Source organism: Dethiosulfatarculus sandiegensis, from assembly GCF_000931935.2.
GTDB lineage: Bacteria > Desulfobacterota > Desulfarculia > Desulfarculales > Desulfarculaceae > Dethiosulfatarculus > Dethiosulfatarculus sandiegensis.
The window spans coordinates 389667-413458 of the sequence record NZ_AZAC01000014.1 but is presented as its reverse complement, the minus strand read 5'-3'; the positions used below and the strand labels follow the sequence as shown (position 1 = coordinate 413458).

General features: G+C 54.5%; 20 protein-coding genes. 14 read left to right on the top strand and 6 right to left on the bottom strand.

The genetic code is table 11. The features are described from left to right. Positions 1–165: 165 nt before the first annotated feature. The 6 genes from smc to X474_RS11460 all read left to right on the top strand — a co-directional run bounded on the left by smc (position 166) and on the right by X474_RS11460 (position 11723). On the top strand, positions 166–3726 hold the full coding sequence (gene smc / locus X474_RS11495) for a chromosome segregation protein SMC (RefSeq protein ID WP_044348929.1): 3561 nt from the start codon (positions 166–168) through the stop codon (positions 3724–3726). A gap of 233 nt (positions 3727–3959) precedes the next feature. Beyond that, the gene (gene ftsY / locus X474_RS11485) at positions 3960–5591 is read left to right on the top strand and encodes a signal recognition particle-docking protein FtsY (protein ID WP_231688320.1); all 1632 of its coding nucleotides are present in this window, start codon (positions 3960–3962) and stop codon (positions 5589–5591) included. Positions 5592–5958: 367 nt separating this feature from the next. Then, positions 5959–7008, top strand: a complete 1050-nt coding sequence (gene hrcA, locus X474_RS11475; protein WP_044348926.1) for a heat-inducible transcriptional repressor HrcA — start codon at positions 5959–5961, stop codon at positions 7006–7008. Between the two features lie 11 nt (positions 7009–7019). Then, entirely contained in the window at positions 7020–7610 is a 591-nt protein-coding gene (gene grpE / locus X474_RS11470) for a nucleotide exchange factor GrpE (RefSeq protein ID WP_044348925.1), read from the top strand. A 113-nt stretch (positions 7611–7723) separates the two neighbouring features. After that, positions 7724–9655: a molecular chaperone DnaK gene (dnaK, locus tag X474_RS11465; RefSeq protein ID WP_044348924.1), complete on the top strand. Its 1932-nt coding sequence runs from the start codon at positions 7724–7726 to the stop codon at positions 9653–9655. 1 nt (position 9656) lies between these two features. Next, positions 9657–11723, top strand: coding sequence for an ABC transporter substrate-binding protein (locus tag X474_RS11460; RefSeq protein WP_044348923.1), 2067 nt, complete (start codon positions 9657–9659; stop codon positions 11721–11723). A 107-nt stretch (positions 11724–11830) separates the two neighbouring features. Here X474_RS11460 and queC read toward each other — a convergent pair whose 3' ends face one another. After that, positions 11831–12535, bottom strand: coding sequence for a 7-cyano-7-deazaguanine synthase QueC (queC, locus tag X474_RS11455; protein WP_044348922.1), 705 nt, complete (start codon positions 12533–12535; stop codon positions 11831–11833). A gap of 484 nt (positions 12536–13019) precedes the next feature. Here queC and X474_RS11450 point away from each other — a divergent pair, with 484 nt between their 5' ends. From X474_RS11450 to X474_RS11420, 8 genes are all read left to right on the top strand, one after another. Further along, positions 13020–13445 (top strand): Fur family transcriptional regulator, encoded by a 426-nt coding sequence (locus tag X474_RS11450; protein WP_044348921.1) that lies wholly within the window; start codon positions 13020–13022, stop codon positions 13443–13445. 11 nt (positions 13446–13456) lie between these two features. Beyond that, a complete protein-coding gene (locus X474_RS11445) occupies positions 13457–13687 on the top strand; it encodes a MarR family transcriptional regulator (protein ID WP_044348919.1) in 231 nt (76 codons plus the stop codon). A gap of 72 nt (positions 13688–13759) precedes the next feature. After that, positions 13760–14335 carry a rubrerythrin gene (rbr, locus tag X474_RS11440; RefSeq protein WP_044348917.1) on the top strand — a complete coding sequence of 192 codons (576 nt, stop codon included), beginning with the start codon at positions 13760–13762 and terminating at the stop codon, positions 14333–14335. 62 nt (positions 14336–14397) lie between these two features. Further along, positions 14398–14778 (top strand): desulfoferrodoxin, encoded by a 381-nt coding sequence (locus X474_RS11435; RefSeq protein WP_044348916.1) that lies wholly within the window; start codon positions 14398–14400, stop codon positions 14776–14778. A gap of 114 nt (positions 14779–14892) precedes the next feature. Further along, positions 14893–15054 (top strand): rubredoxin, encoded by a 162-nt coding sequence (gene rd / locus X474_RS25620; RefSeq protein WP_082464309.1) that lies wholly within the window; start codon positions 14893–14895, stop codon positions 15052–15054. Between the two features lie 307 nt (positions 15055–15361). After that, positions 15362–16591, top strand: a complete 1230-nt coding sequence (locus X474_RS11430) for an FprA family A-type flavoprotein (RefSeq protein WP_044348915.1) — start codon at positions 15362–15364, stop codon at positions 16589–16591. Positions 16592–16605: 14 nt separating this feature from the next. Next, entirely contained in the window at positions 16606–17289 is a 684-nt protein-coding gene (locus X474_RS11425) for a DVU0298 family protein (RefSeq protein ID WP_052515111.1), read from the top strand. A gap of 134 nt (positions 17290–17423) precedes the next feature. Then, positions 17424–18509 (top strand): NADH:flavin oxidoreductase, encoded by a 1086-nt coding sequence (locus tag X474_RS11420; RefSeq protein ID WP_044348913.1) that lies wholly within the window; start codon positions 17424–17426, stop codon positions 18507–18509. Positions 18510–18682: 173 nt separating this feature from the next. Here the strand turns inward: X474_RS11420 and ald are convergent, their stop codons facing one another. The 5 genes from ald to dctP form a co-directional block, all read right to left on the bottom strand. Further along, positions 18683–19795, bottom strand: coding sequence for an alanine dehydrogenase (ald, locus tag X474_RS11415; protein ID WP_044348912.1), 1113 nt, complete (start codon positions 19793–19795; stop codon positions 18683–18685). 10 nt (positions 19796–19805) lie between these two features. Continuing rightward, on the bottom strand, positions 19806–20723 hold the full coding sequence (locus X474_RS11410; RefSeq protein ID WP_044348911.1) for an alpha/beta fold hydrolase: 918 nt from the start codon (positions 20721–20723) through the stop codon (positions 19806–19808). 30 nt (positions 20724–20753) lie between these two features. Next, positions 20754–22055: a TRAP transporter large permease gene (locus tag X474_RS11405; RefSeq protein ID WP_044348909.1), complete on the bottom strand. Its 1302-nt coding sequence runs from the start codon at positions 22053–22055 to the stop codon at positions 20754–20756. A gap of 1 nt (position 22056) precedes the next feature. After that, positions 22057–22584: a TRAP transporter small permease gene (locus X474_RS11400; RefSeq protein ID WP_044348908.1), complete on the bottom strand. Its 528-nt coding sequence runs from the start codon at positions 22582–22584 to the stop codon at positions 22057–22059. A gap of 111 nt (positions 22585–22695) precedes the next feature. Next, on the bottom strand, positions 22696–23721 hold the full coding sequence (gene dctP, locus X474_RS11395) for a TRAP transporter substrate-binding protein DctP (RefSeq protein ID WP_044348906.1): 1026 nt from the start codon (positions 23719–23721) through the stop codon (positions 22696–22698). Between the last annotated feature and the right edge of the window lie 71 nt (positions 23722–23792).

Below are 23792 nucleotides of genomic sequence, written 5' to 3'. Positions count from 1 at the left end.
CCGGCCGCAAAAAAATGCCCTTTCAGTGCACCTTTGCTGTTTTTTACTACTCACGCCCACCCCATATCTTGTTATACTGCTTGGCAGATACACTTAATATGGTATTGGAGCTTGACGATTTTCCCCTGCTTTGCTATAGATGAGTGAACCAAACCAAGGAGCACCATGCGGGTTCGACGCCTGGAAATAAACGGTTTTAAATCCTTTGCCGACAAGACGGTTGTGGACTTTCCCCTGGGTATGTGCGCGGTGGTGGGCCCCAACGGCTGCGGCAAATCAAATGTAGTGGATTCCATCCGCTGGGTGCTGGGGGAACAGTCACCCAAACAGCTCAGAGGTCATTCGCGGGAAGATGTCATTTTCAACGGTTCCACCGGCCGCAGGCCCCTGGGCGTGGCCGAGGTAAGCCTTGTATTTGAAAATACAGGCGACATCACCCACCAGAGCTTTGCCGACCTGGCTGAAATCATGGTCACCAGAAGGCTCTACCGCTCAGGTGAAAGCGAATACCTGATCAATAAAATCCCCTGCCGCTTAAAAGACATCCAACAGCTTTTGATGGACACCGGCCTGGGCAACCGCTCCTATGCCATTATTGAACAGGGCCGGGTGGCGGCCTTTATAGAGGCCAAGCCGGAGGAGCGCCGTCTGTGGGTGGAAGAAGCCGCCGGGATAACCCGCTATAAAAACCAGAAAAAACTCTCGCTCCGCAAGATGCAGTCCGCCCAGGACAACTTAAACCGCCTCATGGATATCATGGTTGAGGTGGAGACCCAGATGAAACGCCTGGATCGCCAGGCTAAAAAAGCCCAAAAATACAATGAGCTGAGAAAAGAAATCCGGGGCCTGGACCTTAACATCGCCAGCAGCGAATATTTGCGTCTGCAAGATGAGCTGAGCCAGTCAAATGCGGAAAGGGACGCCCTGGGGGCCGGGCTTCTACTGGCCAATCAGAGGGTTACAGCCCAGGAAACAGATCTGGAGACCTTAAAGGTCAGGCTTGTGGCCGCTGAACAGGATATCAGCGAAGCCGGACAAAAACGCCTTAGGGCCGAAGGGGATATTCAAAAGGCGGAGAACGAGCTCACCCTTTTAAGCCGGGAAATGGAAAACCAAAGGCGCATGCGCATGCGCTATTCCGAAGAATCGGAAGAGCTCAAGCTGCGTTTGAGGACCCAGGAAAAAGACCTGGCCAAGGCCCGCCGCATTGGCGAGGAGGCCGAAGAACGCCTCTCCCGCGCCAGGGAAAAGGCGTCCCAGGCAGCCACCGAGGCCTCTGAGTTCAAAGAAAAACTGAAGGTTATGGAAAACCGGGTTGATCTTTGCAAACAAGCCCTGGTGGACCATCTCTCCCAGACCACCCAGGCCAAAAACCGCCTTCTGGATCTGGAGCGCAACCAGTCCGACCTTTTACGCAGAAAAGAATCCCTGCAAACCAGAAAAGACGAGCTGGCCGCGGAAGTGAAAGACTTAAGAAGCCGCTTTGAAGAGACCAGACAGGAGCGTGACGGCCTGGCCGTTGAAATGGAAGGTCTGGACTCCCAAGCCGCGGGCCTGGAAGAAGAGCGGCTCTTGTGGCAAGGCAGGGTCAAGCAGGCGGGCAACCAGGAACAGCAGGCCACCAGGGCCATGCATGAGCATAAAGCCGCGGTGGACGCCCTGACGCTCGCCATGCAAAGCAGGGATTGGGTGCAGAACGGGGTCCGCCGGGTTCTGGAAGAGGCATCCAAGCAAAAGACACCGGTTGAAATCCTGGGCATTACCGCGGATCACCTGCAAGTTGAGCCCGGCCGGGAGTCCCTGGTGGAGACCGCCCTGGGCGATGACCTGCAGGCCATCCTGGTCAAGAGCGGACAGGATCTTAAAAATCTCTCCGCCTGGGCCGAAGAATCCAAGTTGGGCAGGCTCAGAATTCTGGCCCTGGACGACCTGGGGCAAACCAGGGTGGGGCCGCCGTCCGGCATGGAGCCCATAACGGCCTATGTGCGGCCCAACCAGGGGTTTGAGCCCCTGGCAAACCTGTTCCAGGACGCAGCCTGTTGCGCAAACCTGGACCAGGCCTGGGATACAGCGGCCGCCCTGGCCCCCGGTCAGTTTCTGGTCACAGACCAGGGACATCGCCTGGACCGGCCCGGCGCTGCGCTTCTGGGTGTGGGGCAAAGGGAAGACGGCGTCCTGGCCCGGCAGAACCAACTGGCCGAACGCAAGGGAAAACTGGAAAAGGCCCGGGCAGACCTGGAGCGGGCATCTCAAGAACGCAGCGAAGCCGAAGAAAGACTGGGCCTTCAGGAAGAAGAGTTCAGCCGCATTCGCTCCCAAAAACAGGAAACCGAAAGGAGCCTGGCCCGTCTGGAGCAGGACCTTTTCCGGGTCAAGGAAACAGGCTCCCTGAAAAAAAGAGAGCTTGAGGGCGTGGAATACCACGCCGAAGAGCTTAATGCGGATTATGAAAGGGTGGCTGAGGAATACTCGACCATCCAGGAAAAGCTGGCGGATCACCAAGGCAGGCACAGCGAACTGGAAGAAGACCTTGCCCGGGCCAGGGAAGACCTGGAATACGGCAAGGAAGAACTGGAACAGACAAGGGCCGAGGAAAACCAGGCCCGTCTGGAAGAGGCCGCCGTGGCCTCTGAAACAGAGTACGCCCAGTCCGAAGCCGCCAGGCTGGAGCAGGACACCCAAAAGGCCCGGGCCAGGAGCGAATCCCTGGAGCTTGAGGTGGACAAGGCCGACCAGGCGATCGTCCGTTTTTCAGAGCGTAAAGAAGCGGAGCAGTTGCGCCTGGGGGGGCTTTACCAGGATCTGGACGAACAAAAGGAAGCTCATCAAAAGGCCAAGGAACTGCACAGCCAGGCCCAGATGCAACTCTCCGACCTGGAACAGGACCTGAAGCAGGCCAGGCAGGAGCAGCGCCGGGCGGAAAGCGCCTGCCAGGAGCTGGATCTCAAATACAAGGAACTCCTCCTTTCCCGGGAAAACCTGTGCGAAAAAATCATGGAGCGCTGCCGGGTGGACCTTTCCACCAACCATCAAAACCACCTACCCGAAAAGCCTTTTGATCCGGAAACCGCGCGCATGCGACTGGCCAAACTCAGGCAACAGCTTTCAAACCTGGGCGCGGTGAACCTTGAGGCCATAAGCGAGCACCAGGCCTTGAGCGAACGCTATAATTTCCTGACCAGCCAAAAGGAAGACCTTGAAGAATCCCTGGCCGATCTGCGCCAGGCTATCAGGAAGATCAACAAGACCAGCCGTCAGAGGTTCAACGCCACCTTGGAACAGGTAAACCAGCGCCTGGCCGAAATTTATCCCGTGCTTTTCAGCGGCGGCCAGGCCCAGCTCATAACCGACCCGGACGCAGATCCCCTGGAGGCGGGGCTGCATCTTCTGGTGGAGTTGCCCGGCAAGAAAGTCAAAAACCTGGAGGCCCTGAGCGGCGGGGAAAAGGCCTTGAGCGCAGTTGCAGTGCTCTTTGCCCTGTTCCTGATCAGACCAGCGCCCTTCTGCATCTTGGACGAAGTCGACGCGCCTTTGGACGAGGCCAATGTCAACAGGTTCCACGACCTGGTGCAGAAGCTCAGTCACCGTTCCCAGATAATAATGATAACCCACAGCAGGCGCACCATGGAGATCATGGACCAGCTTTACGGAGTGACCATGGAGGAAAAGGGCGTGAGCAAGATCCTCTCGGTCAACCTGGCCCAGGGAGAATCCATGGCAGCCTGAGCAGCTGGTGGGTCCGGCCTAAATCCGATTACCAAGACGGTCTTTTTTCGAAATGCCCGGTTTTTCCAAACCCGGCAAGTCGTCAGGCCGTCTTTGTTTTTCGGCCATTTCCCTTTTTTTAAAAAACAGAGCAAATACAGCCTGCTTGACTTTGACCCAAGCCGGGGTTAATTTTCCTGCGGAAACCTGCTTATATTTTTACTTTAATAATCACCCTTCCCCACCAAGGAAAAATGGGCCTTTTTAATCGCAAAAAAAAAGATAAAGAAGCCAAGGATCTGGCCCAAAAGGCCGTTCAGGAGATGGCGGAGTTAACCGCCGCCGAATCGGCTGAAGAGCAGACCGCCAAAGCCGCCGATAAATCACCTGAGGTTGATCAACCCGCGAAATATATTGAAAATAAACCCAAAGCCTCTGAAGACTCGACAGAGACTCCCGAACCTGTCCAAAAAACCGGGGCAGACTCAAAAGAGCCCGACAAACAGGCGGAAAAAGACGACAAGGAGACCCAACCCGAGAAAAAAATGGGATTCTTTGCCAAAAGAAGGGCTCAGAAAAAGGCCAGGCAGGAAAAGGCCCAGGCCGGGGCTCAAAGCCAAGGTCAAGAAAAAGACTCCCCTGCGCAGCCCGAGCCGGAAACACCTGCAAAAAGCGACCAGGCCCGGCAAGAGCCTTGCGAACAGGCCAAGGAAGCATCTGACCAGGCAGGCCCTTCCCCGGATCAGGACAAACCTGTTTCCGAACCTTTAGCAGAACAGGGAGAAACAGAGGCCGTCAGGGAAAAACAAAAGCCTGAGCCAAAGGCCCGGCCCGCTGAAAAGGCAGATCCCCAACCCGAAGAGCCCCCTTCTGAGCCGGAGCCGGAGGCTGAACCCGATGAACCGGAAAAAGCCGTAAGCCCAGGCACCCAAGAACAGGCGGGAGAGAAAAGACAGGAAGCCCCCTCAGAGCCGGGTAAAGAGCAGGGTTTTTTCAGCCGCCTCTCCAGCCGCCTGGGCAAGACCAGGGACAAGATATCCGGTTCCATAGACAAAATCACCCTGGGACGCAAAATAGACGAGGAGCTGTTGGACGAACTGGAAGAGGTTCTGATCACGGCTGATATGGGCATGCCCACCACCATGAAGCTCATGGACAACTTAAGGGGCAAGGTCAGAAGAAGCGAGCTGACAGATGTGGAAGCCCTTAAAAAAGCCCTGGCCAAAGGTATCGAGGGAATCCTGAGCACCCCTGAACCAGCGCCGGAAAGGGACAACAACCCCCACGTCATACTGGTGATCGGGGTGAATGGAGTGGGTAAAACCACTTCCATCGGCAAGCTGGCCCACTATTTCACGAAACAGGGTAAAAAGGTGCTTTTGGCGGCAGGTGACACCTTCCGGGCCGCGGCTGCCGAGCAGCTTGAAGTCTGGGCTGAAAGAACCGGTTGCCCCATTGTGCGCCAAAGACATGGTGCAGACCCTTCCGCCGTAGCCTATGATGCCCTGGAGGCGGCCTTGAGCCGGGAGCGGGACCTGGTCCTGATCGATACGGCCGGTCGCTTGCACACCAAAGTCAACCTGATGGACGAGTTGAGAAAAATCCACAGGGTGATTCAAAAACGCCTCCCCGGTGCACCGCATGAGGTTCTCCTGGTCTTGGATGCCACCACCGGTCAGAACGCCTTGAGCCAGGCCAAGCTCTTTAATCAGGCGGTTCCCTTGACCGGCCTGGTGCTGACCAAGCTCGACGGCACGGCCAAGGGCGGCATTGTGGTCTCCATCTCTTCTGAGATGCAGACCCCGGTCTGCTTTGTGGGGATTGGCGAGGGAATCGACGACCTGCGTCCCTTTGAACCCGCCGATTTTGCCAAGGCCATTTTCTAACCAACCATAATCACTCCGGCCAGGCTTTTTATAGCCTGGCCGGAGTTCTTTATTGCAAAACCGAATTTCTCTCCCCGCCTTTAAGTTCTGGCTTCCGGGCCGCGCCCCGGGTTCCGGCAAACCTCCCCCTCCCGAAAGAAAGCTTAGCCAGCCAACCAAAACCCGCACCTTCCAGACATCTTACGCAACGGCAATTAAAAATATTTTTTGTGGGGCCCTGCTATGGCATTTGCCCAAGTGAATGCTTAACATAAAAGATGGCCAAAAACCGAGGTGTTCCAGGTTGATGAAAAAAGCCGAAAAAGCGCCCTAGTGGAAAAGGATCAAGATGCCAAATCGCCCGAAAAGCCATCCGGAGAACAGCTAAGTGGCGCAAAATCTGACACATAGGGCGCAGGCTATTCTGGCTGCAGTGATAGCTAATTACATAAGGACTGCAGAGCCGGTGGGTTCTAAAACCGTGGCCAGCAGGGAAGACATCAAGGTATCCCCGGCCACCATCAGAAACGTCATGGCCGAGCTGGAGGAACTGGGTTACCTGACCCAGCCTCATGCCTCTGCGGGACGGATACCAACCTCGGACGGACTGCGCTTTTATGTGGATTCCATTTTGGAAGTCAGGGAACTGGACGATTCGGTAAAACATCGGCTTCGCCTGGCTTTGCCCACAGATGAAGCAGCCACGCACCTGGATATAAGCGAGTTGTTGAAGGCCACGGGAAGGGCCCTGAGCGGCCTCAGCCAACAGGTGGCCGTAGTCTCAGCCCCCCACCCCGACCAGGAAGTCCTCAGGCAGATGGAGTTCATCCTCTTGGATTCCGGCCTGATACTGGTGGTCATAGTAACCCGGGCAGGGGCGGTGCAAAACCGCATCATAGAGGCCGACACTGCCCTGAGACAAGAAGATCTGAATAAATTTTCCAGGTACTTAAGCGACCTCATGGCCGACCTCACCCTGACTGAAGTCAAAAAGCGCTTAGCCAGCGAAATGACGCGAGAAAAGATGCGTTTTGACAAAGTTTTAGGACAGGCCTTGAATTTAAGTCAGCAGGCCTTAACGTATGAGGTGCAAAACGACATCATAATAGAGGGGCAAACCAGACTGATGGAGGCTCCTGAGTTTAATGACGTAGCCCGTCTGCGCCAGATTTTTGCAGCCTTTGAGGAGAAATCCACCATTTTGGGGCTGCTGGAAAAATCACTTCTGGCTCAGGGTGTGCGCATTTTCATCGGCTCGGAAAGCCAGGAAGAGGATCTGGAAGGTTTAAGCGCCATCACATCCTCCTATGGCACGCCCAGTACACCTGCGGGCGCATTGGGTGTGATAGGCCCCACGCGCATGAATTATTCAAAGGTGATACCTATAGTGGATTACACCGCCAAACTGGTCAGCAGGCTGTTGGATCAACGCTGTTAAGGAGTTTAAGTGTGACCAAGAAAAAAGACTCAAAACCCAAGTCCCAGGAAAACCCGGAACAGGCTGCGCCGGAGGCCGAAAAGACTAAAGCCCCCGCGGAAGACTTGGCAGCCGAGCTGGCAAAGGAAAGAGACGATCTCAAAGACCGGCTTTTGCGCCAGGCCGCTGAGCTGGAAAACTTTAAAAAACGCAGCCAGCGGGAAAAAACCGAGTTCCTGAAAAGGGCCAACGAGTCCATAACCAAAGACCTGCTCCCGGTTCTGGACAACATGGAAAGAGCCCTGGGGCATGTGGATGGCAACCAGGAGAACAACTCGGTAATAGAGGGCCTTAATATGATCTACCAGGAACTGGTAAAGGTCCTGACGGGCCATGGCCTTGAGCCTGTAAAGGCCCTGGGCGAGCCCTTTAATCCCGAGTTTCACGAAGCAATGATGCAGGAAGAAGACCCTGAAGCGGAAGAAAACACGGTTATCAAGGAGCTTCAAAAGGGTTACCTGTTCCAGGACCGCCTTTTACGCCCCTCCATGGTGGTGGTGAGCAAAAAGCCGGCCCGGGCTGCAGGCGAAGAAGAACAAGAAGTGGAAATCAAAGTTAATTAAACTTTTTTACTGAAGGCGGCATTGAAACCGGCTGGTTTCAGGCAAACGAGCCTTACATAATAAAAAAGCCCCTTTGCGGCGTCAAAAAGCATTTTAAGGAGAAAAGATAACAAATGGGCAAAATCATCGGAATCGACTTGGGTACCACAAACTCCTGCCTGGCCATGATGGAAGGCGGCGAAGCCAAGGTCATCACTAACCAGGAAGGCAGCCGCACAACACCCAGCGTGGTGGCCATCACCGACTCGGGCGAACGCCTGGTGGGTCAGGTAGCCAAAAGGCAAGCCATTACCAACCCCAAAAACACCGTCTATGCCGTGAAAAGGCTTATTGGCCGCAAGTTCGAGTCCGCTGAAGTGCAAAAAGACTTGAATATCATGCCCTACGAGATCGTGAAAGGCGCCAACAACGACGCAGCCATCAAGTTGCAGGACAAAAGTTTGAGCCCGGCCGAGGTCTCTTCCATGGTTCTGGCCAAACTGAAGCAGACCGCCGAAGATTACCTCGGCGAGACCGTGACCGATGCGGTTATCACCGTGCCCGCCTATTTCAACGACTCCCAGCGCCAGGCCACCAAAGACGCCGGCCGCATCGCCGGACTGAATGTGCAGCGCATCATCAACGAGCCCACCGCGGCAGCCCTGGCCTATGGCCTGGACAAAAAAACCGATGAAAAGATCGCGGTCTTTGACTTGGGCGGCGGCACTTTTGACATCTCCATCCTGGAGATCGGCGACGGCGTATTCGAGGTTAAATCCACCAACGGCGACACCCACCTGGGCGGCGAGGACTTTGACCTGCGCATCATGGATTACCTGGCCGAGGAATTCAAAAAGGAACAGGGCATTGACCTGCGCCAGGACAAAATGGCCCTGCAGCGTTTGAAGGAAGCCGCCGAAAAGGCCAAGATGGAGCTCAGCTCCTCCATGGAGACAGACATCAACCTGCCCTTTATCACGGCTGACCAGACCGGTCCCAAGCACCTCAACATCAAGCTGAACCGCTCCAAGCTGGAAGCCCTGGTAGCAGACCTCATCGACCGGGTTGAAGGCCCCTGTCAGATGGCCCTGAAAGACGCAGCCTTGAACAAGGGCGAAATCAACGAGGTTATCCTGGTCGGCGGCATGACCCGCATGCCCAGGGTGCAGGAGAAGGTTAAAGCCATCTTTGGCCGCGATCCCCACAAGGGCGTGAACCCCGACGAGGTGGTGGCCGTGGGCGCCGCCATCCAGGGCGGCGTTTTAGGCGGCGACGTAAAAGACGTGCTCCTTTTGGATGTCACTCCCTTGAGCCTGGGCATTGAGACCTTGGGCGGCGTGATGACCAAACTCATCGAAAAGAACACCACCATCCCCACCAAAAAGAGCCAGATCTTCTCCACCGCGGCCGACAATCAGCCTGCGGTGAGCATTCACGTGCTCCAGGGTGAGCGCGAAATGAGCGCCCACAACAAGACCCTGGGCCGTTTTGAGCTGGTGGGCATCCCGCCCGCACCCAGGGGCGTGCCCCAGATCGAGGTCACCTTTGATATCGATGCCAACGGTATTGTGCACGTAAGCGCCAAGGACCTCGGCACCGGCAAGGAACAGTCCATCCAGATCACCGCTTCCAGCGGTTTGAGCGAGGAAGAGATCGAGCAGCTGGTCAAGGATGCCGAACTCCATGCCGAAGAAGACAAAAAACATAAAGAACTGGTAGAGGCCAGGAACCAGGCCGACAGCCTGGCCTACTCCTGCGAAAAAAACTTAAAGGATATGGGCGACAAGGTTGACGCGGCCCTTAAATCCGATGTAGAAGCCAAGGTGGCGGAACTCCGCAAGGTCCTCGATAGTGAAGACAAGGCTGCCATTGACAAGGCAGTGGAAGAACTCACCCAGGTAAGCCATAAACTGGCCGAGGCCATGTACTCTGCCAGCGGTTCCGAGCAGCAGGCCGGCGCCCAGGGTCAGCCCGGCGAGGGCCAGGGCCAGGAACAAGGCCAGGCCAAGAGCCAGGATGCGGCAGACGATGTGGTGGACGCTGATTTTGAAGAGGTGAAAAAGTAGCGTGTATCAACGCCTTAAAAAGCTTCATGTCATATTAATGCTGGCGCTGGCCCTCCTTGCGGGGGCCTGTGCCCAGCCCAGACCAACTACGGCGCCGCCCGAGCCGGTCAAGCCAAGCACCACCGAGGTGGTGGCCTTGATCAACCTGGGGGACAGCCGCCTGGCCCAAGGCCGCGCCGCTCTGGCGGTGGACGCCTACAGGGCCGCCTTGAAGCAAAAGCCCGAAAGGGAGCTGGCCAGCCGGGCCATGTACGGGTTGGCCAAGGCTCTGGGCCAAGACGGCCGCCACCAGGCATCCCTTGATTGGTCCCTGCGCCTTTTGGCCTTTGACCCCTTTGCCAGGCAAGCGTCGGATGCCGAACTTCTGGCAGCCGAACAGGAACAGAAACTAGGCCAGAACCAAAGGTCCGCCTCCCGCCTCAAAAGAATCATAAGTCATCCGGCCAGGGCTCTGAATTGGGAACAACGCTTAAAGGCCCACCGCATGCTGGCCGAGGCCCTAATTTCCCTGGGCCGGATAAAAGAAGCCTTAAACACCTATGTGGAGCTGGCCAAGCAGGGCGGTCCCGAAACTTTGGAAACCGTGGCCGATAAACTGGCCCAAACCGCAGGCAGACTGGCCCCCTATGAAATAAAGCCTCTTTTGAGCGCATCCAACCCGCCCCAGATTCGCACGGCCCTTTTGGTCGGCCTGGCCCGGGCAAACCTCAGAGAAGGCAACACCGCCCAGGCCGAAAGCACCTTGAGTGAACTGCGCGGCATGGCCTATGCCGAGCCGTTCATGAACCAGATAAGGGAGATGGAAGGCCAGATCGCCCAGGCCAGAATGGTCAGGCCCTCGTCAGTGGGGGTGATCCTGCCCTTGAGCGGACGCTACTCGGCCCATGGCCGGGAGGTGCTGGCCGCGGTGGAACTCGGCCTGGGACTATTCAGCACCCAAGGCGCCGGCCAGGTGAAACTTTTCATCGAAGACAGTAAAAACAACCCCATGGAAGCGGCGGAAGCAGTCTCAAGACTGGTTACAAAGCACCGGGTAATGGCCATTATCGGCCCCATGGGAGCGGCCACATCCTTAGCCTCGGCCAGGCGGGCGCAAGAGCTTAAGACCCCTTTGATCACCATAACCCAGCTGGAAGGCGCCACCAGGGCGGGAGACTATATTTTCCAGAACTTTTTCACGCCTGAAGAACAGGTCGACGCCCTGCTCAAGGAAATCATGAGCGAAAGAGGTCTGACAAAAGTAGCGGTTTTAGCTCCGGACAGCGCCTATGGCAAAGGCTTTGCCTCTCTTATGGCCAAAGGGCTGGAACAAAGGGGCGGAGTTCTGGTGAGGACCATCTACTACAACCCCAAACTCACTGATTACACCGATGAGATCAAAAGGCTGGTCCATCTGCCGCCGGGAAATTATCGGCCGGGACATCCCGAGTCTCCCAAGCCCAGGATAGATTTCGAGGCCCTTTTTGTACCTGACAGCCCCAGCAGGGTGGGGATGATCGCGCCGCAACTCACCTATTTCGATATCGTGGGTGTGACCCTTATGGGAACCAACCTGTGGCACAATCCCCGTTTACTGAATCTGGCCGGGCACTATGTGGAGGGAAGCCTCTTTCCGGACGCCTTTGCAGCGGATTCAGGGCAACCCCTGGTGCGTGATTTTGTGACTCAGTTTGAGTCCACTTTGGACCGTCCCCCCAATGTACTCGACGCCCATGCCTATGACGCAGCCCATGTGGTCAAGAGTCTTTTAAACGGTCCCAATCCGCCCAGGACCAGAATCCAGATGAAAAACGCTCTGAACGAGCTGCGCCTGGCCCCCGGTGTGTGCGGTGAACTCAGCATGGGCCCGGACCGTAGACTACGCAAGGAACTGACGCTTTATACAGTTAAGAACAACAGCTTCAAACTATACGAACCCCCAGTACCCGGTTTTGACGAGCCTTTGAATCAAGAAAAAAATTTAAAGGAGCAAAACCTGCATGAGGACCAACCCGCACAGTCCGAGGGTGGCGAGACAGAGGACTTGGCTGGTAAGAAAGATCCACCGGCAGGCTCGGTTCTATATTGATGACGCCCTAAGTTGTGAGCTAATAAATCCCCGACAGCAGATGCTGCCGGGGATTTATACTTATAAACGGCTGTAAACTTGCCTGCTTAATTAACCGTACGTTTTTTTCAAGAGGAATAAATGACCGGGTCCTCAATACCCGCCTGGGCAAATCCCTTGAGCCTCAACTGGCAGGAGTCACACCTGCCGCAAGCCCTGCCCTGCTCGTCCGGATCATAGCAGGTGTGGGTCAGGCCATAGTCGACACCCAAGCTCAGGCCCTTTTTAATAATCTGGGCCTTGGTCAGGTCGATCAAGGGAGTTTGGATGTTTATCTTTTGTCCTTTTTCAGCGCCAACGCAGGTGCCCAGGCGAGCGACTTCCTCAAAGGCTTTGATAAATTCCGGCCTGCAATCCGGATATCCGGAATAGTCCAAGGCATTGACCCCAATGAAAATATCAAGAGCCCCCACCACCTCGGCCAACCCCAGGGCCAAGCTTAAAAAAAGGGTGTTTCTGGCAGGCACATAGGTTACAGGCACTTGAGACTCCATCTCGGCCTCAGTCCTGTCCTTGGGAACTTCAAGTTCATCTGTAAGGGCTGATCCACCGATAATGCGCAGATCCAAATCCAATATTCTGTGAGTCTCCGCACCCAGGATCTTGGCCACCCTTGCAGCGGATTTCAATTCCACAAAGTTGCGCTGACCGTAACGAAAACTTAAAGCGTGGCAGGTGAATCCCATATCATTGGCAATAGCCAGACAGGTGGTGGAATCAAGCCCGCCGGACAGTAGAACAACCGCCTGACGCTTATTGTTCTTGGCAGTCAAAGGTATCTCCTTAAAAAAACAAATGTGTCAAAAAACAGACCTTGACAGGCCTTGCCCCCCTCACGGGGTTTAAAAAGCTGGAAAAATTCCCTTATCCAACCGAATCTGTATCATATAATTATCACAGCAATTCCAATCTACCACCAGGATATGATTATCTCCCTTTTAAAAGACCCTTCCCTTCCCCGGAGAGACGGGCCAAGACGAAGGCACTTGCAAATAGTTACTTTTATCCCAAACTGCACCCTTGCATAAACAACCCGATGGTTTTACTTTAATAGGATAGGGTATAACTCTGTTCCCGATGTTCCCGTGTAAAGTCCACCTTTGCGGATAAAAGGTATTTCGCAGAATTAGTCAAGCTAAAAGCTGATTTCGCTACCTGAAAATTTAGGAGCCATTTTTAAGCCCAACGCCTTGACAGAGAGTGGGGTTACCTTTATAGTCTTATCAGTAATGGTAATTATTATCGATTGGAGCGGCCATGGAGCCCACCCCAAAACCACGAATGACCAAACAGAAGAAAGTCATTCTGGAGGAACTGAAAAAGCTTGATACTCATCCCACAGCCAGGGAATTGTGCGGAATCGTAAGAGAAAGGCTTCCCAAGATAAGTTTGGGAACCGTCTACCGCAACCTGGAGTTGATGAGTAAGCAGGGCATTATACGCAAGCTGGAGGTCAGTGGCGCAGAGATGTGCTTTGACGGCAATCCGCATAACCACTACCACTTGCGTTGCGTTATCTGCGGAAGAGTGGCGGATGCGGACCTACCGCTGATCCAGGGGCTGGAAGATTCCATGGCAGAAAAAACCAACTTTCAAATTATTTCCCACAATCTGGAATTTTTGGGGATCTGCCCAAAATGCCAGGCTGACAGGAAAAGACAAAGAGACGCTTCTTTGAACTGAAGGAGACAAAAATGTGCGCAGACACCAAGGCAACCCTTTCTGAAGACGCAAAGGCGGTTTTAAAAACCTTGGCCGAGTCGGATGCACCGCTGGCCAACAAACAGATCGCCACCATATCGGGGTTGGACGGCAAACAGGTCACAGCGACCGTGAAAAAGCTGAAAACCCAGGGGCTGGTTGACAGCCCGGCCCGCTGCAAATACGGCATCACTCAAGAAGGCAAAGACAATTTGCCTGGCTGAATTGGAAATAGAGTCTGGTGAGGCGGAACTTACCGCCGGTTGAACTAATTTTTTTAATCAGGAGTAGATAATATGCCATCCCTCAAAGGCACTCAGACCGAAAAGAACATCCTTACCGCTTTTGCCGGTGAATCCCAGGCCAGAAACCGTTACACCTATTTTGCATCCCAGGCCAAAAAAGACGGCTACAAGCAGATTGAAGCCATCTTCCTGGAGACAGCCAATCAGGAAAAAGAACACGCTAAAAGGCTTTTCAAGTTCCTGGAGGGCGGTGAAGTCGAGATCCAGGCTTCTTTCCCCGCCGGAGTGATCGGCACCACCTTGGATAACCTGGCCGAGGCCGCAGGCGGAGAGAACTACGAGCACACCGTTATGTACCCCTCCTTTGCCAAGGTTGCGCTGGAGGAAGGCTTCCCCGAGATAGCCGCCTGCATGGAGAGCATTGCCGTGGCCGAGCGCTATCACGAGGAACGCTATAACGCCTTTATCGAAAACATCAAGGCCGACAAGGTCTTCAAACGTGAAGAAACCGTTACCTGGCGCTGCCGTAACTGTGGTTATAATCATGTTGGCGTCGGCGCACCCGAGGTCTGCCCGGCTTGTGCCCATCCCAAGGCTCACTTTGAGTTAAAGGATGGGAACTGGTAGCCTTTACAAATAGGAAGCTATTTAATCGACTTTCAATACCCGTTAAGGGGGAGGAATTTAAAATGGCTGAAAGGCTGGAAGTTTACAAGTGCGAAGCCTGCGGAAATATCATTGAAGTGGTAAACGGAGGGGCGGGAGAACTGGTCTGTTGCGGCGAACCCATGGTGCTGCAGAACGAGAACACCGTAGACGCTGCCAAGGAAAAGCATGTGCCGGTTATCGAAAAGATAGAAGGTGGCTTTAAGGTCAAGGTGGGCAGCGTGGCTCATCCCATGGAGGAAAAGCACTACATCCAGTGGATCGAGCTGGTTGCCGACGGCAAGGCCTATATGCAGTTCTTGAAACCCGGGCAGGCGCCCGAAGCGGTCTTCATGATCAATGCCGACAAGGTGGAAGCCAGGGAATACTGTAACCTGCACGGCCACTGGAAAGCCCAAAGCTAAATCAAAATTGGCCGGGTGTCTTAACACATGATGCCCGGTCATTGCTGACCAAACGGTGACGGGTTTGTTTAAAAACACACTTTTTTAAGCCACCAGGGCTTTTGGGAGAACATAATGGAAAAATACGTTTGCACTGTCTGTGGATACACCTATGACCCCAAAACAGGCGATCCCGACAACGATATCCCCGCAGGAACCAGCTTTGACGATCTGCCCGACGATTGGGTGTGCCCGGTCTGCGGAGCCAGCAAGGACCAGTTCGAGCCTGAAGACTAATTTAAAAAAAGGCTGGATATATAACTATCCAACCTTCAAAATTTACTGACAAGGGCCTCCTGCAGGGTGTTGAAAACCGCCCTGCCAGGCCCTTGTCAGATGCCATTTGACAGGTTTTTTTCGTCAAGTGGCTTTGGTTTATGCATGGTAAAGCTCTTTTTCAATATCTTTTTGTTATTGTAAAAGGGGAATTTCGTTCTAAAAAGACGGAAAGGAAAAAGCCATGACCGCCAACCAATCTTTAAAAACCTTAAACATGGCGACGGACCCTGAATAAGGCCCTAAGCCGACCTGATAGGTGGTTATAATGAAACCTGTTGAGCTTAAAAAAGATATCCACTGGGTGGGTGCGGTGGACTGGAACATTCGTGATTTTCACGGTTATTCCACCAAGGAAGGGTCCACCTATAACTCCTACCTTATAATGGACGAAAAAATCACCCTGTTTGACGGTGTTAAAAAGGGTTTCACCTCTGATCTGTTTCACAGAATCCACAAAATCGTGGAGCCGGAAAAAATAGACTACCTGGTTGTGAACCACGTCGAACCAGACCATTCCGGCGGGCTGCCCGAGATTATCGCGCGCATCAAACCGGAAAAGGTTTTTTGCTCTCCCATGGGCAAAAAGGCCCTCTTGGCCCACTACAATGAGGCTAAAGACTGGCCCCTGGAAGTGGTGAAAACCGGTGAAAGCCTCAAATTGGGGCGTCACACCGTGCAATTTGTGGAAACACGCATGCTGCACTGGCCTGACAGCATGTTCTCATATATTCCCGAAGCCAAGCTTTTGATCTCAAACGACGCCTTTGGCCTGCATTGGGCCACCAGCGAACGCTTTGACGATCAGGTGGACACAGCTCACCTGATGGAGCATGCCGCCAAATACTACGCCAACATCCTTTTGCTGTATTCCCCCCTGGTCCAGAAAGTCCTGGCCAAGGTCAACGAGCTGGGCCTGGAGATCGACATGATCGCCCCGGACCATGGCCTGATCTGGCGGGGAGACCCGGGCCGCATCATCAAGGCTTATGACAGCTGGAGCAAGCAGGAATGCCGGGCCAAGGGGCTGGTGATCTATGACACCATGTGGCACAGCACCGAAAAAATGGCCAAGGCCGTGGCCGAAGGTCTGGTTAACCAGGGCCTTTCCGTGCGGCTCATGAACCTCAAAAACACCCACCGCTCAGACGTCATGACCGAGCTTTTGGATGCCAAGGTGCTGGTCTTTGGCTCCCCGACCTTAAACAACAACATTCTGCCGACCGTGGCGGACTTCCTCACCTATGCCAAAGGCCTCAAACCCACCGATCGCCTGGCCGGAGCCTTTGGCTCCTATGGTTGGAGTGGTGAGGCGGTGAAGCAGATCACAGGTTATCTGGAAGACATGAAGCTTCAGATGCCCGAGCCCGGGGTCAAGGTGCAGTATGTGCCTGGTCACGACTCCCTGGCCAAATGCGTTGAACTCGGCGAAAAACTCGGCAAGGCGGCAATTGAATCCGGCCTGCCCGATTGCACCCCCCTGGAAAGCTCCTGCTGACCGGGAATGGTAACTTGCGAAAAACGCAATTAAAAAAAGAAATATACCGGGAACTGTCCTCTAAAAACTGGGGGCAGTTCCCGGTTCTTTTTAAAGACCAGCCCCCAAAAGCCGTGCTCAGCTGTCTCTGCGGAATAATAAGGCGCAGAGACCTTGAGCTAAGGCACAGGGCAGCCAGGTCCTTTGGGCTTGTGATCGCGGAACTGGCCCGGCGGGACCTTGCAGAGGCCAGGGAAATAATGCGGCGCCTAGTCTGGAGTCTGAATGAAGAATCCGGTGGAATCGGTTGGGGAACCAGCGAGGCCATGGGTGAGGCCTTTTTCAGCTCCCCTGTGCTGGCCGATGAATTCGGCAAATTTTTGATCTCCTACCTGGACCGGACTCACAACTATCTTGAATTCACCCTTCTGCGCCAGGGTGTGGCCTGGGGTTTGGGGCGCTGGGCCCAAAGGGACCCTTCCCATCTGAAAGAAAAAGGCATTTCCACGGGGCTTTGCGAGCTTTTAACCTCCAGCGACCCCCAATTGAAGGCAGCTGCGGCCTGGGCCCTGGGCTGGCTCGGAGATAAAAAGGCAATAAATCCCTTATCCGGCCTCTTGGCTGATTCAACCAGGGTATTAATCTGGGAGCAGGACAGATTAGAGGAAAAGTCGCTCTCCTCCCTGACCCAAAATGCCCTGGACCGCATCAATTCCTGATTTTTCATATTTGTGTAACTTGCTCACAAGCGGGCTTGGGGATAAATTTCCCGAGGAAAAAATGAATTTTGGCCTGGGCTGGGTTTGTTGCCTTCAGGCGCCCGGCCCTGTGAACCTGTAACAAGAGACTGAATATGACGGATATTTTCACTCCGTGGCGTATAAACCGCCTGGAGCTAAAAAACAGATTGGTCAGAAGCGCCACCTGGGAGGGCAACGCCCTGCCCGACGGCTCGGCCAGTCATGATACCGCGCTTTTCAATGCCGCTCCGGCCGAGGGTGGAGTGGGCCTGATTATTACCGGCTTTGCCTTTGTGGAGGAGCCCGGCCGCTGCCTGAAAAGGCAGTTGGGAGCACATATTGACGCCATGATAGGGCCCCTTGCCCGCATAGCAGATGCTGTACATAAGTCAGGGGGCAAGGTGGCCCTGCAACTGGCCCACGGCGGAGCCTTGGCCCGCCAGAAGTTAACCGGCATGATACCTAAGGCGGTTAGCGCCGAAGCCCCCGCTGTGGCAGACCTGGAGGTCAGGGAACTGGATCACCAGGACCTGGCCCGCATCAAAGAGGCCTTTTTCCTGGCCGCAGCCAGGGCCAAGGCCGCGGAATTTGATGCCGTTGAACTCCATATGGCCCATGGCTATCTTTTGAGCCAGTTTCTAAGCCCCCTTTACAACACCCGCCGGGATGAACACGGCGGCAGCGTGGAAAATCGAACCCGCTTTTGCATTGAAGTTCTGAAAGCTGTGCGTGAGGCTGTGGGCCCCGGATTCCCGGTTATCGCCAAGCTGAACTCCGAAGACGGGGTAACGGGCGGACAAACCCTGGAAATGGCAATAGAAAGCGCCCGGCTCCTAGAGCAGGCAGGCTGCCATGCCTTTGAGATAAGCGGAGGCTCACCGGCCGCGGGGCGCAAATCCACCATCAGGCCGGTTAAAAACCAGGAGGATGAAGCCTATTTCCTGGATAACGCCTTAAGAATTAAAGATAAGGTGAATTGCCCGGTTATTGCGGTGGGTGGTTTCAGAAAACGCAAAACCGTGGAAAAGGCCCTTAAAGGCGTAGACGCAGTGGCCATGAGCAGACCTTTTATTTGCCAACCGGATCTCGCCCAAATCTGGCGGCAAGGCAAAACCCAGGACCCGCTATGCGATTCCTGCGGCCGCTGCCTGGTCCTGGGCCTTAAGGATCAGGTTGCCTGCGTTAAAAACCAGGCCTGAAAAACAACCTGGAGATTTGTTTAAATAACGCCGTACAGTTTTTTTTCAAAGCCCTCCCGGACTTTGTAAATGCCACACGCCAAAAAAGCGGCGTTACCGGATTCCGGGCGGGTCTTTAGACCCGCCCGGTTTTTTTACCGGCAAGCCGCTTCATTTAAGGCGTAATCAAAGGCTTACCAAGCTTCTTCCACAGGGGTGTAATCCAGATCAAAGGCCTGGGCCACGCCGTTATAGGTAACCTTGCCTTTAATCACATTGGCCCCCAACCTTATCTCCTGGTTTTCCTTGAGAGCCCTTTCCCAACCCAGATTGGCTATCTCCAAGGCATAGGGCAAGGTGGCGTTGGTAAGGGCCAGGGTGGAAGTCTTGGCCACGGCGCCGGGCATGTTGGCCACGCAGTAATGCACCACCCCGTCCACATTGAATATCGGCTCCGAGTGGGTGGTGGCTTGGGAGGTCTCAAAGCAGCCGCCCTGGTCAATGGCCACATCCACCAAAACCGAGCCGGGTTTCATGGTCTTGAGCATTTCCTTGGTCACCAGCTTAGGCGCCTTGGCTCCGGGCAACAGCACCGCTCCCACCACCACATCGGCTTCCTTGACCAGCTTGCGCAAAGTCTGGGGACTGGACATCATGGTAACGCAGTTGGCGGGCATGACATCGTTTAGGTAACGCAGGCGATCCAGGTTCATATCCAGGATATAGACTTTGGCTCCCAGGCCGCAGGCCATTTTGGCCGCGTTTGTGCCGACCACGCCGCCGCCGATAACCACCACGGTTCCGGGGTCCACTCCAGGCACGCCACCCAAAAGCACACCCTGGCCACCCTGGGCCATCTCCAGATACTTGGCCCCCTGCTGGATAGCCATGCGCCCCGCCACCTCGCTCATGGGAGTCAAAAGGGGCAACGATCCATCTGCCTTTTGAATGGTTTCATAGGCAATGCAGATGGAATCGCTTTTGATCAGGGCTTGGGTCAACTCCTCCGCCGCGGCCAGATGCAGATAGGTGAAGACTATCTGGCCCGGACGGATCAGGTCGTACTCACTGGGAAGCGGCTCCTTGACATGCATAACCATATCGGCCCGTCCAAAAACCTCGGCCGGGGTTTCGGCTATTTCAGCTCCGGCCTTGACATAGGCCTCATCATCAAAACCGCTGCCCGCGCCGGCCTGTTTTTCCACCAATACACCGTGTCCGTTCTGGACCATGACCTCGACACCGGCCGGAGTCATGGATACACGGTTTTCCGCTGTCTTGATTTCCTTAAGAATGCCTACCAGCATAATTGCTCCTCTATTTTTTACCTGGTTCTTCAAAAAGGTCTTTCAAAGGCCGAATTCGGCCTAAAAAGTCCAGCAAAATCGTGTTGGTTATCTCTGGTTTTTCAAAATGCGGGATATGTCCGCAAGCCTTGATTTCCCGGTATTCCGCCCGGGGCATGGCCTGGCGTATGGCCTTTATCTGCCTATGGGGCACCACCTGATCCCGGTTGCCCCAGATAATGAGCTGAGGTAGATCCAGCTCCCCGGCCAATCGGTATTCCGGCAGCCTGCCATTTAAAAGCCCGTTTCTCAGGCTTGATAACAAGGAACGCTTATATCCTTTGCATCCAAGCTGTTCCTTGAAGCGGCTTTTATAAAACTCAAACCGCACAGGCTCATGCATATCCATCTCAAGCCCTTTAATCAGATACGTCTCCCCCTTTAAAAGGCTCAACAACTCCCCCACCAAAGGTAATTGAATCAACCTTTGTTCCATTCCGGGGCTTTCCCCCGCCCCTGCCGGAGCAATAAGGACAAGTCCCGCTAGCATTTTTTCGTGCCTGGCTGCGAATCCCGCGGCTATTCCACCTCCCATGGAAAGGCCCGCCAATACGGGCCGGTTTTCAAAATCAAGCATGGTGATCAACTCATGCAGCTGTCTTTCAAAAAGACCCCGATCATAGGCCAGTTGCGGCTTGTCCGAGTATCCCCTGCCGTAAAGGTCAAAACTCACGGCCTGATACCCGGCTTTGGCCAGGGCCTGCATGGTGGGCTCCCAGATATAGGACCAAACCGCAAAACCGTGAACCAAAACCACGGGCCTTGCATTTTGCGGTCCACATCTCTGCACAAAGACCCGGCCATTTTCCAGATCAAGAAAAGAGGTCTCAATCTCGCAACCGGCCGGTTTTCTGGCCGAAATATGCTTAATGTTGTCTTTTGCCGCCATGGTTAAAAACCTTGTCCCCGCTTATCCCGCTTAATGGGCAAAACCAAAGAGCCTGGGCAGGAACAGGGAAAGGTCCGCCCAATAGGTGGTGGCCAGGACCACAGGCAAAAGACCGCCTACCATGAGAATCAAGGCGGGTTTCAAATAGCTCTCAATGCGCACACCCCCTATCCTTCCGGCCAGATATAAAATCGGCGCAGTTGGCGGGGTGACGTTTCCAAGCCCAAGGTTCACGCCCAGCATGGCCGCGAAATGAAGGGGATGGATGCCCAACTTTTTCATGACCGGGAAAAGCAGGGAAGCGGCCAGGATGGTGCCTGAGATGTCATCCATGATCATGCCGATTCCCAAGAGAAAGACATTGACCATCAAAAGAATGACCATCTTGTCGTCGCTTATGCTTAAAATCCAGGCGGCCATCTCCTGGGGAAGCTGCTCCATGGTCATGATCCTGGTGTTGATCATCACGAAAAAGAGCATGATCACCAAGACACCGGTAGTGGTGGCAGCCGAGACAAAGGCCTTGCCAAGCCCCTTCATGGTAAGGGATTTATAAACAAACATGCTTACCGGGATGACATAGAGAACCGAAACACAGGCCGATTCCGTGGGAGTGGCAATGCCCCCGTAGATGCCGCCCAATATGATCATCGGCAGAGCCAGGGCCCAGGAAGCCTTGACCGTAGAGGTGGCCACACCCTTCAGCTGCTCGCTCAGGCTTGCCTTGGGTAACAGTTTCAAGGGCATTTTTCTGGTCATGAAGTAATTGAAAATACAGAATATAATTATGGTCAAAAAGGCCGGGCCCACCGTAGCCAGCCAACAGCCGGGTATGGATTGATAGGTGATCAGGGCAAAGAGAATCATCGAGACGCTCGGCGGGATGAGCTGGCCTAAAATAGAGGCGCAGGCCACCAGGGCGGTTGCATATCCCCTGTCATAGCCGTTTTCCTCCATGCGGGGAATCATGATGGTGCCGATGGCGGCCACTGCCGAAGAGCATGATCCGCCAATGGAGCCGAACATGGCGCAGGCCACCACAGCCACGGCTCCCAGGCCGCCCCTGATCCTGCCGACCATGGAGTTTACAAAATCGATCAGGCGAACAGCCAATCCGCCTGAACTCATCAAGGTGCCTATGAGAATGAAAAAGGGGATAGTCAAAAGAACCACTGATTTTAACTGGTAAAAAGCAGTGGGAATCAAGACGGCTGAGCCCATGTCAAAGGCGGTGGCCAGATAAAGCGCCATGGCCCCGAAGGCCATGGCCACGGGCACGCCGTTGACCATGAGAATAACCAATAGTCCCAGTCCAATAGCCAGATCCGTCACCTTAGCCCTCCTGTTCCGATACCGGCGAGACTTGAGGGCCGCGCCTCAGGATGTCTATGAACTCGCGCAAAAAATAAACCACCATTAAAAATGCGCCGATCAGAATGGGAAGCTGAAAAATCACAGTGGGCAGGCGCAAGGTGGGGGTGACTTCGTGTTTAAGGATGCTCCACTTGATATAACCAAAGGCCCAGGTGGTCATGTAGCAGGAGATAACCACCGAAACAGCTGCGGCGGCGGCCCTGATAACCTGCAACACCCTGGGGCTTTTGACAAATAAATGCATCATGTCAGCCTTGATATGAGTCCGTTCGTAGGTCCCGTAGGCTGCGCCCATAAGATAAAGCCAAACAGCGGTGTGCCCGGCCAGTTCGTCTAAGCCCGAGATGGCCACCTGAAAAACATAGCGGGAGATTACCTGCAAAAACATGGTAAAGGTGGCCATGACAATAACCGCTATGATTATGGTTTTCATGGACCCGGCCAAAAAGCGATCCACTTTGTTTAAGATATTTACGCTCGCAGACATGGGGCTTGTCTCCTTGGGGTTTAAACATCCCTTTAAAGGGCGTTTTGGGCGGGCCGCCGGTTAAGCGGCCCGCTCCTGGTGTCTTGCCAAGGCTTTATTTGGCGACAAGCCCTATTCGATAGGCATATTCACGGATTTGCGGATCTTGTCCATCCACACCTTACCCACGATCTCGTCCAGCTTTTTCCAGCAGGAGCGGCCCCTCTGCTTGGCCATGGCCAATTTTTTGGGATGATCGGCCAAGTCCACCACGGTGAGGCCGTAGTCGGTGAGCTTTTTCATGTATTCCATGTCTTCTTTTTCAGCGCCGGCGATCCTGGCCTGGGCTTCTTCGGCCACCACCTTGGCGATCAGCTCCCGGTCTTTGGCGTCAAGCTTGTTCCAGGCGTCTTTGTTCATGGCATAGGCCCAGACTTCGACACTGTCCCTGTAGAACATGAAGTATTTGTTCAGATCGCGGCAGCAGCTGTAGGTCTGGAAGGGGCCACCGCCTGCCTGGCCGTCGACCACGCCGGTGGAAATGGCGGTGGGAACCTCGCTGTAGGGGATCAGGCTGGGGGTGAATCCAAGCTTGCTCCAGCAACATTCATAAGCCGCGATGGGGGTGGTGCGAATCTTGATGCCCTTGGCCTCTTCCACGGTGGCGGCGGGGCGTTCACTCAAGGAGACGCCGGTAAAGCCCTGCAACCAGGCGCCGAGCCAGATCATATTGGTGTCGTCCGCCCACTCTTTCAGCATGGGATTCATGAATCCGTCCGGCCCAAAGGCGTCCTTGGCCTCTTTGTAAGTGGTAACGATGTAAGGTGCGTAAAGCGCGTTCCAGCGGGGGTCGTAGCTGGGGGAAAGGGGGCTCAGCATGATATCGATGTCCCCGCGCATGACCATTTCATTCAACTCGGCCCAATCGGCCAGCTCGGGACCGTAGACCTTGAAGGTGATGCGGCCGTCTGTGGCCTTGGTGACCTTGTCCGCGATTCTCTTAACCGAATCCATGTGAGCTGAAGGAGCCGGGAAAACAGTCTGGGCAATCTTGAGTTTCACCTTGCCTGCCTGGGCCTGGCCTGGTGCGGCCAGGCCGATGGCGGTTATCATGGCCAGAACAAAAACGCCTGCTGACAAAACCTTAGAGATACGCATTTTATAAAACTCTCCTTCATCGTTTTTGGGCGTGTAATTGTTTCAGGATCCCTTAAAGGCACAAGTTGTCT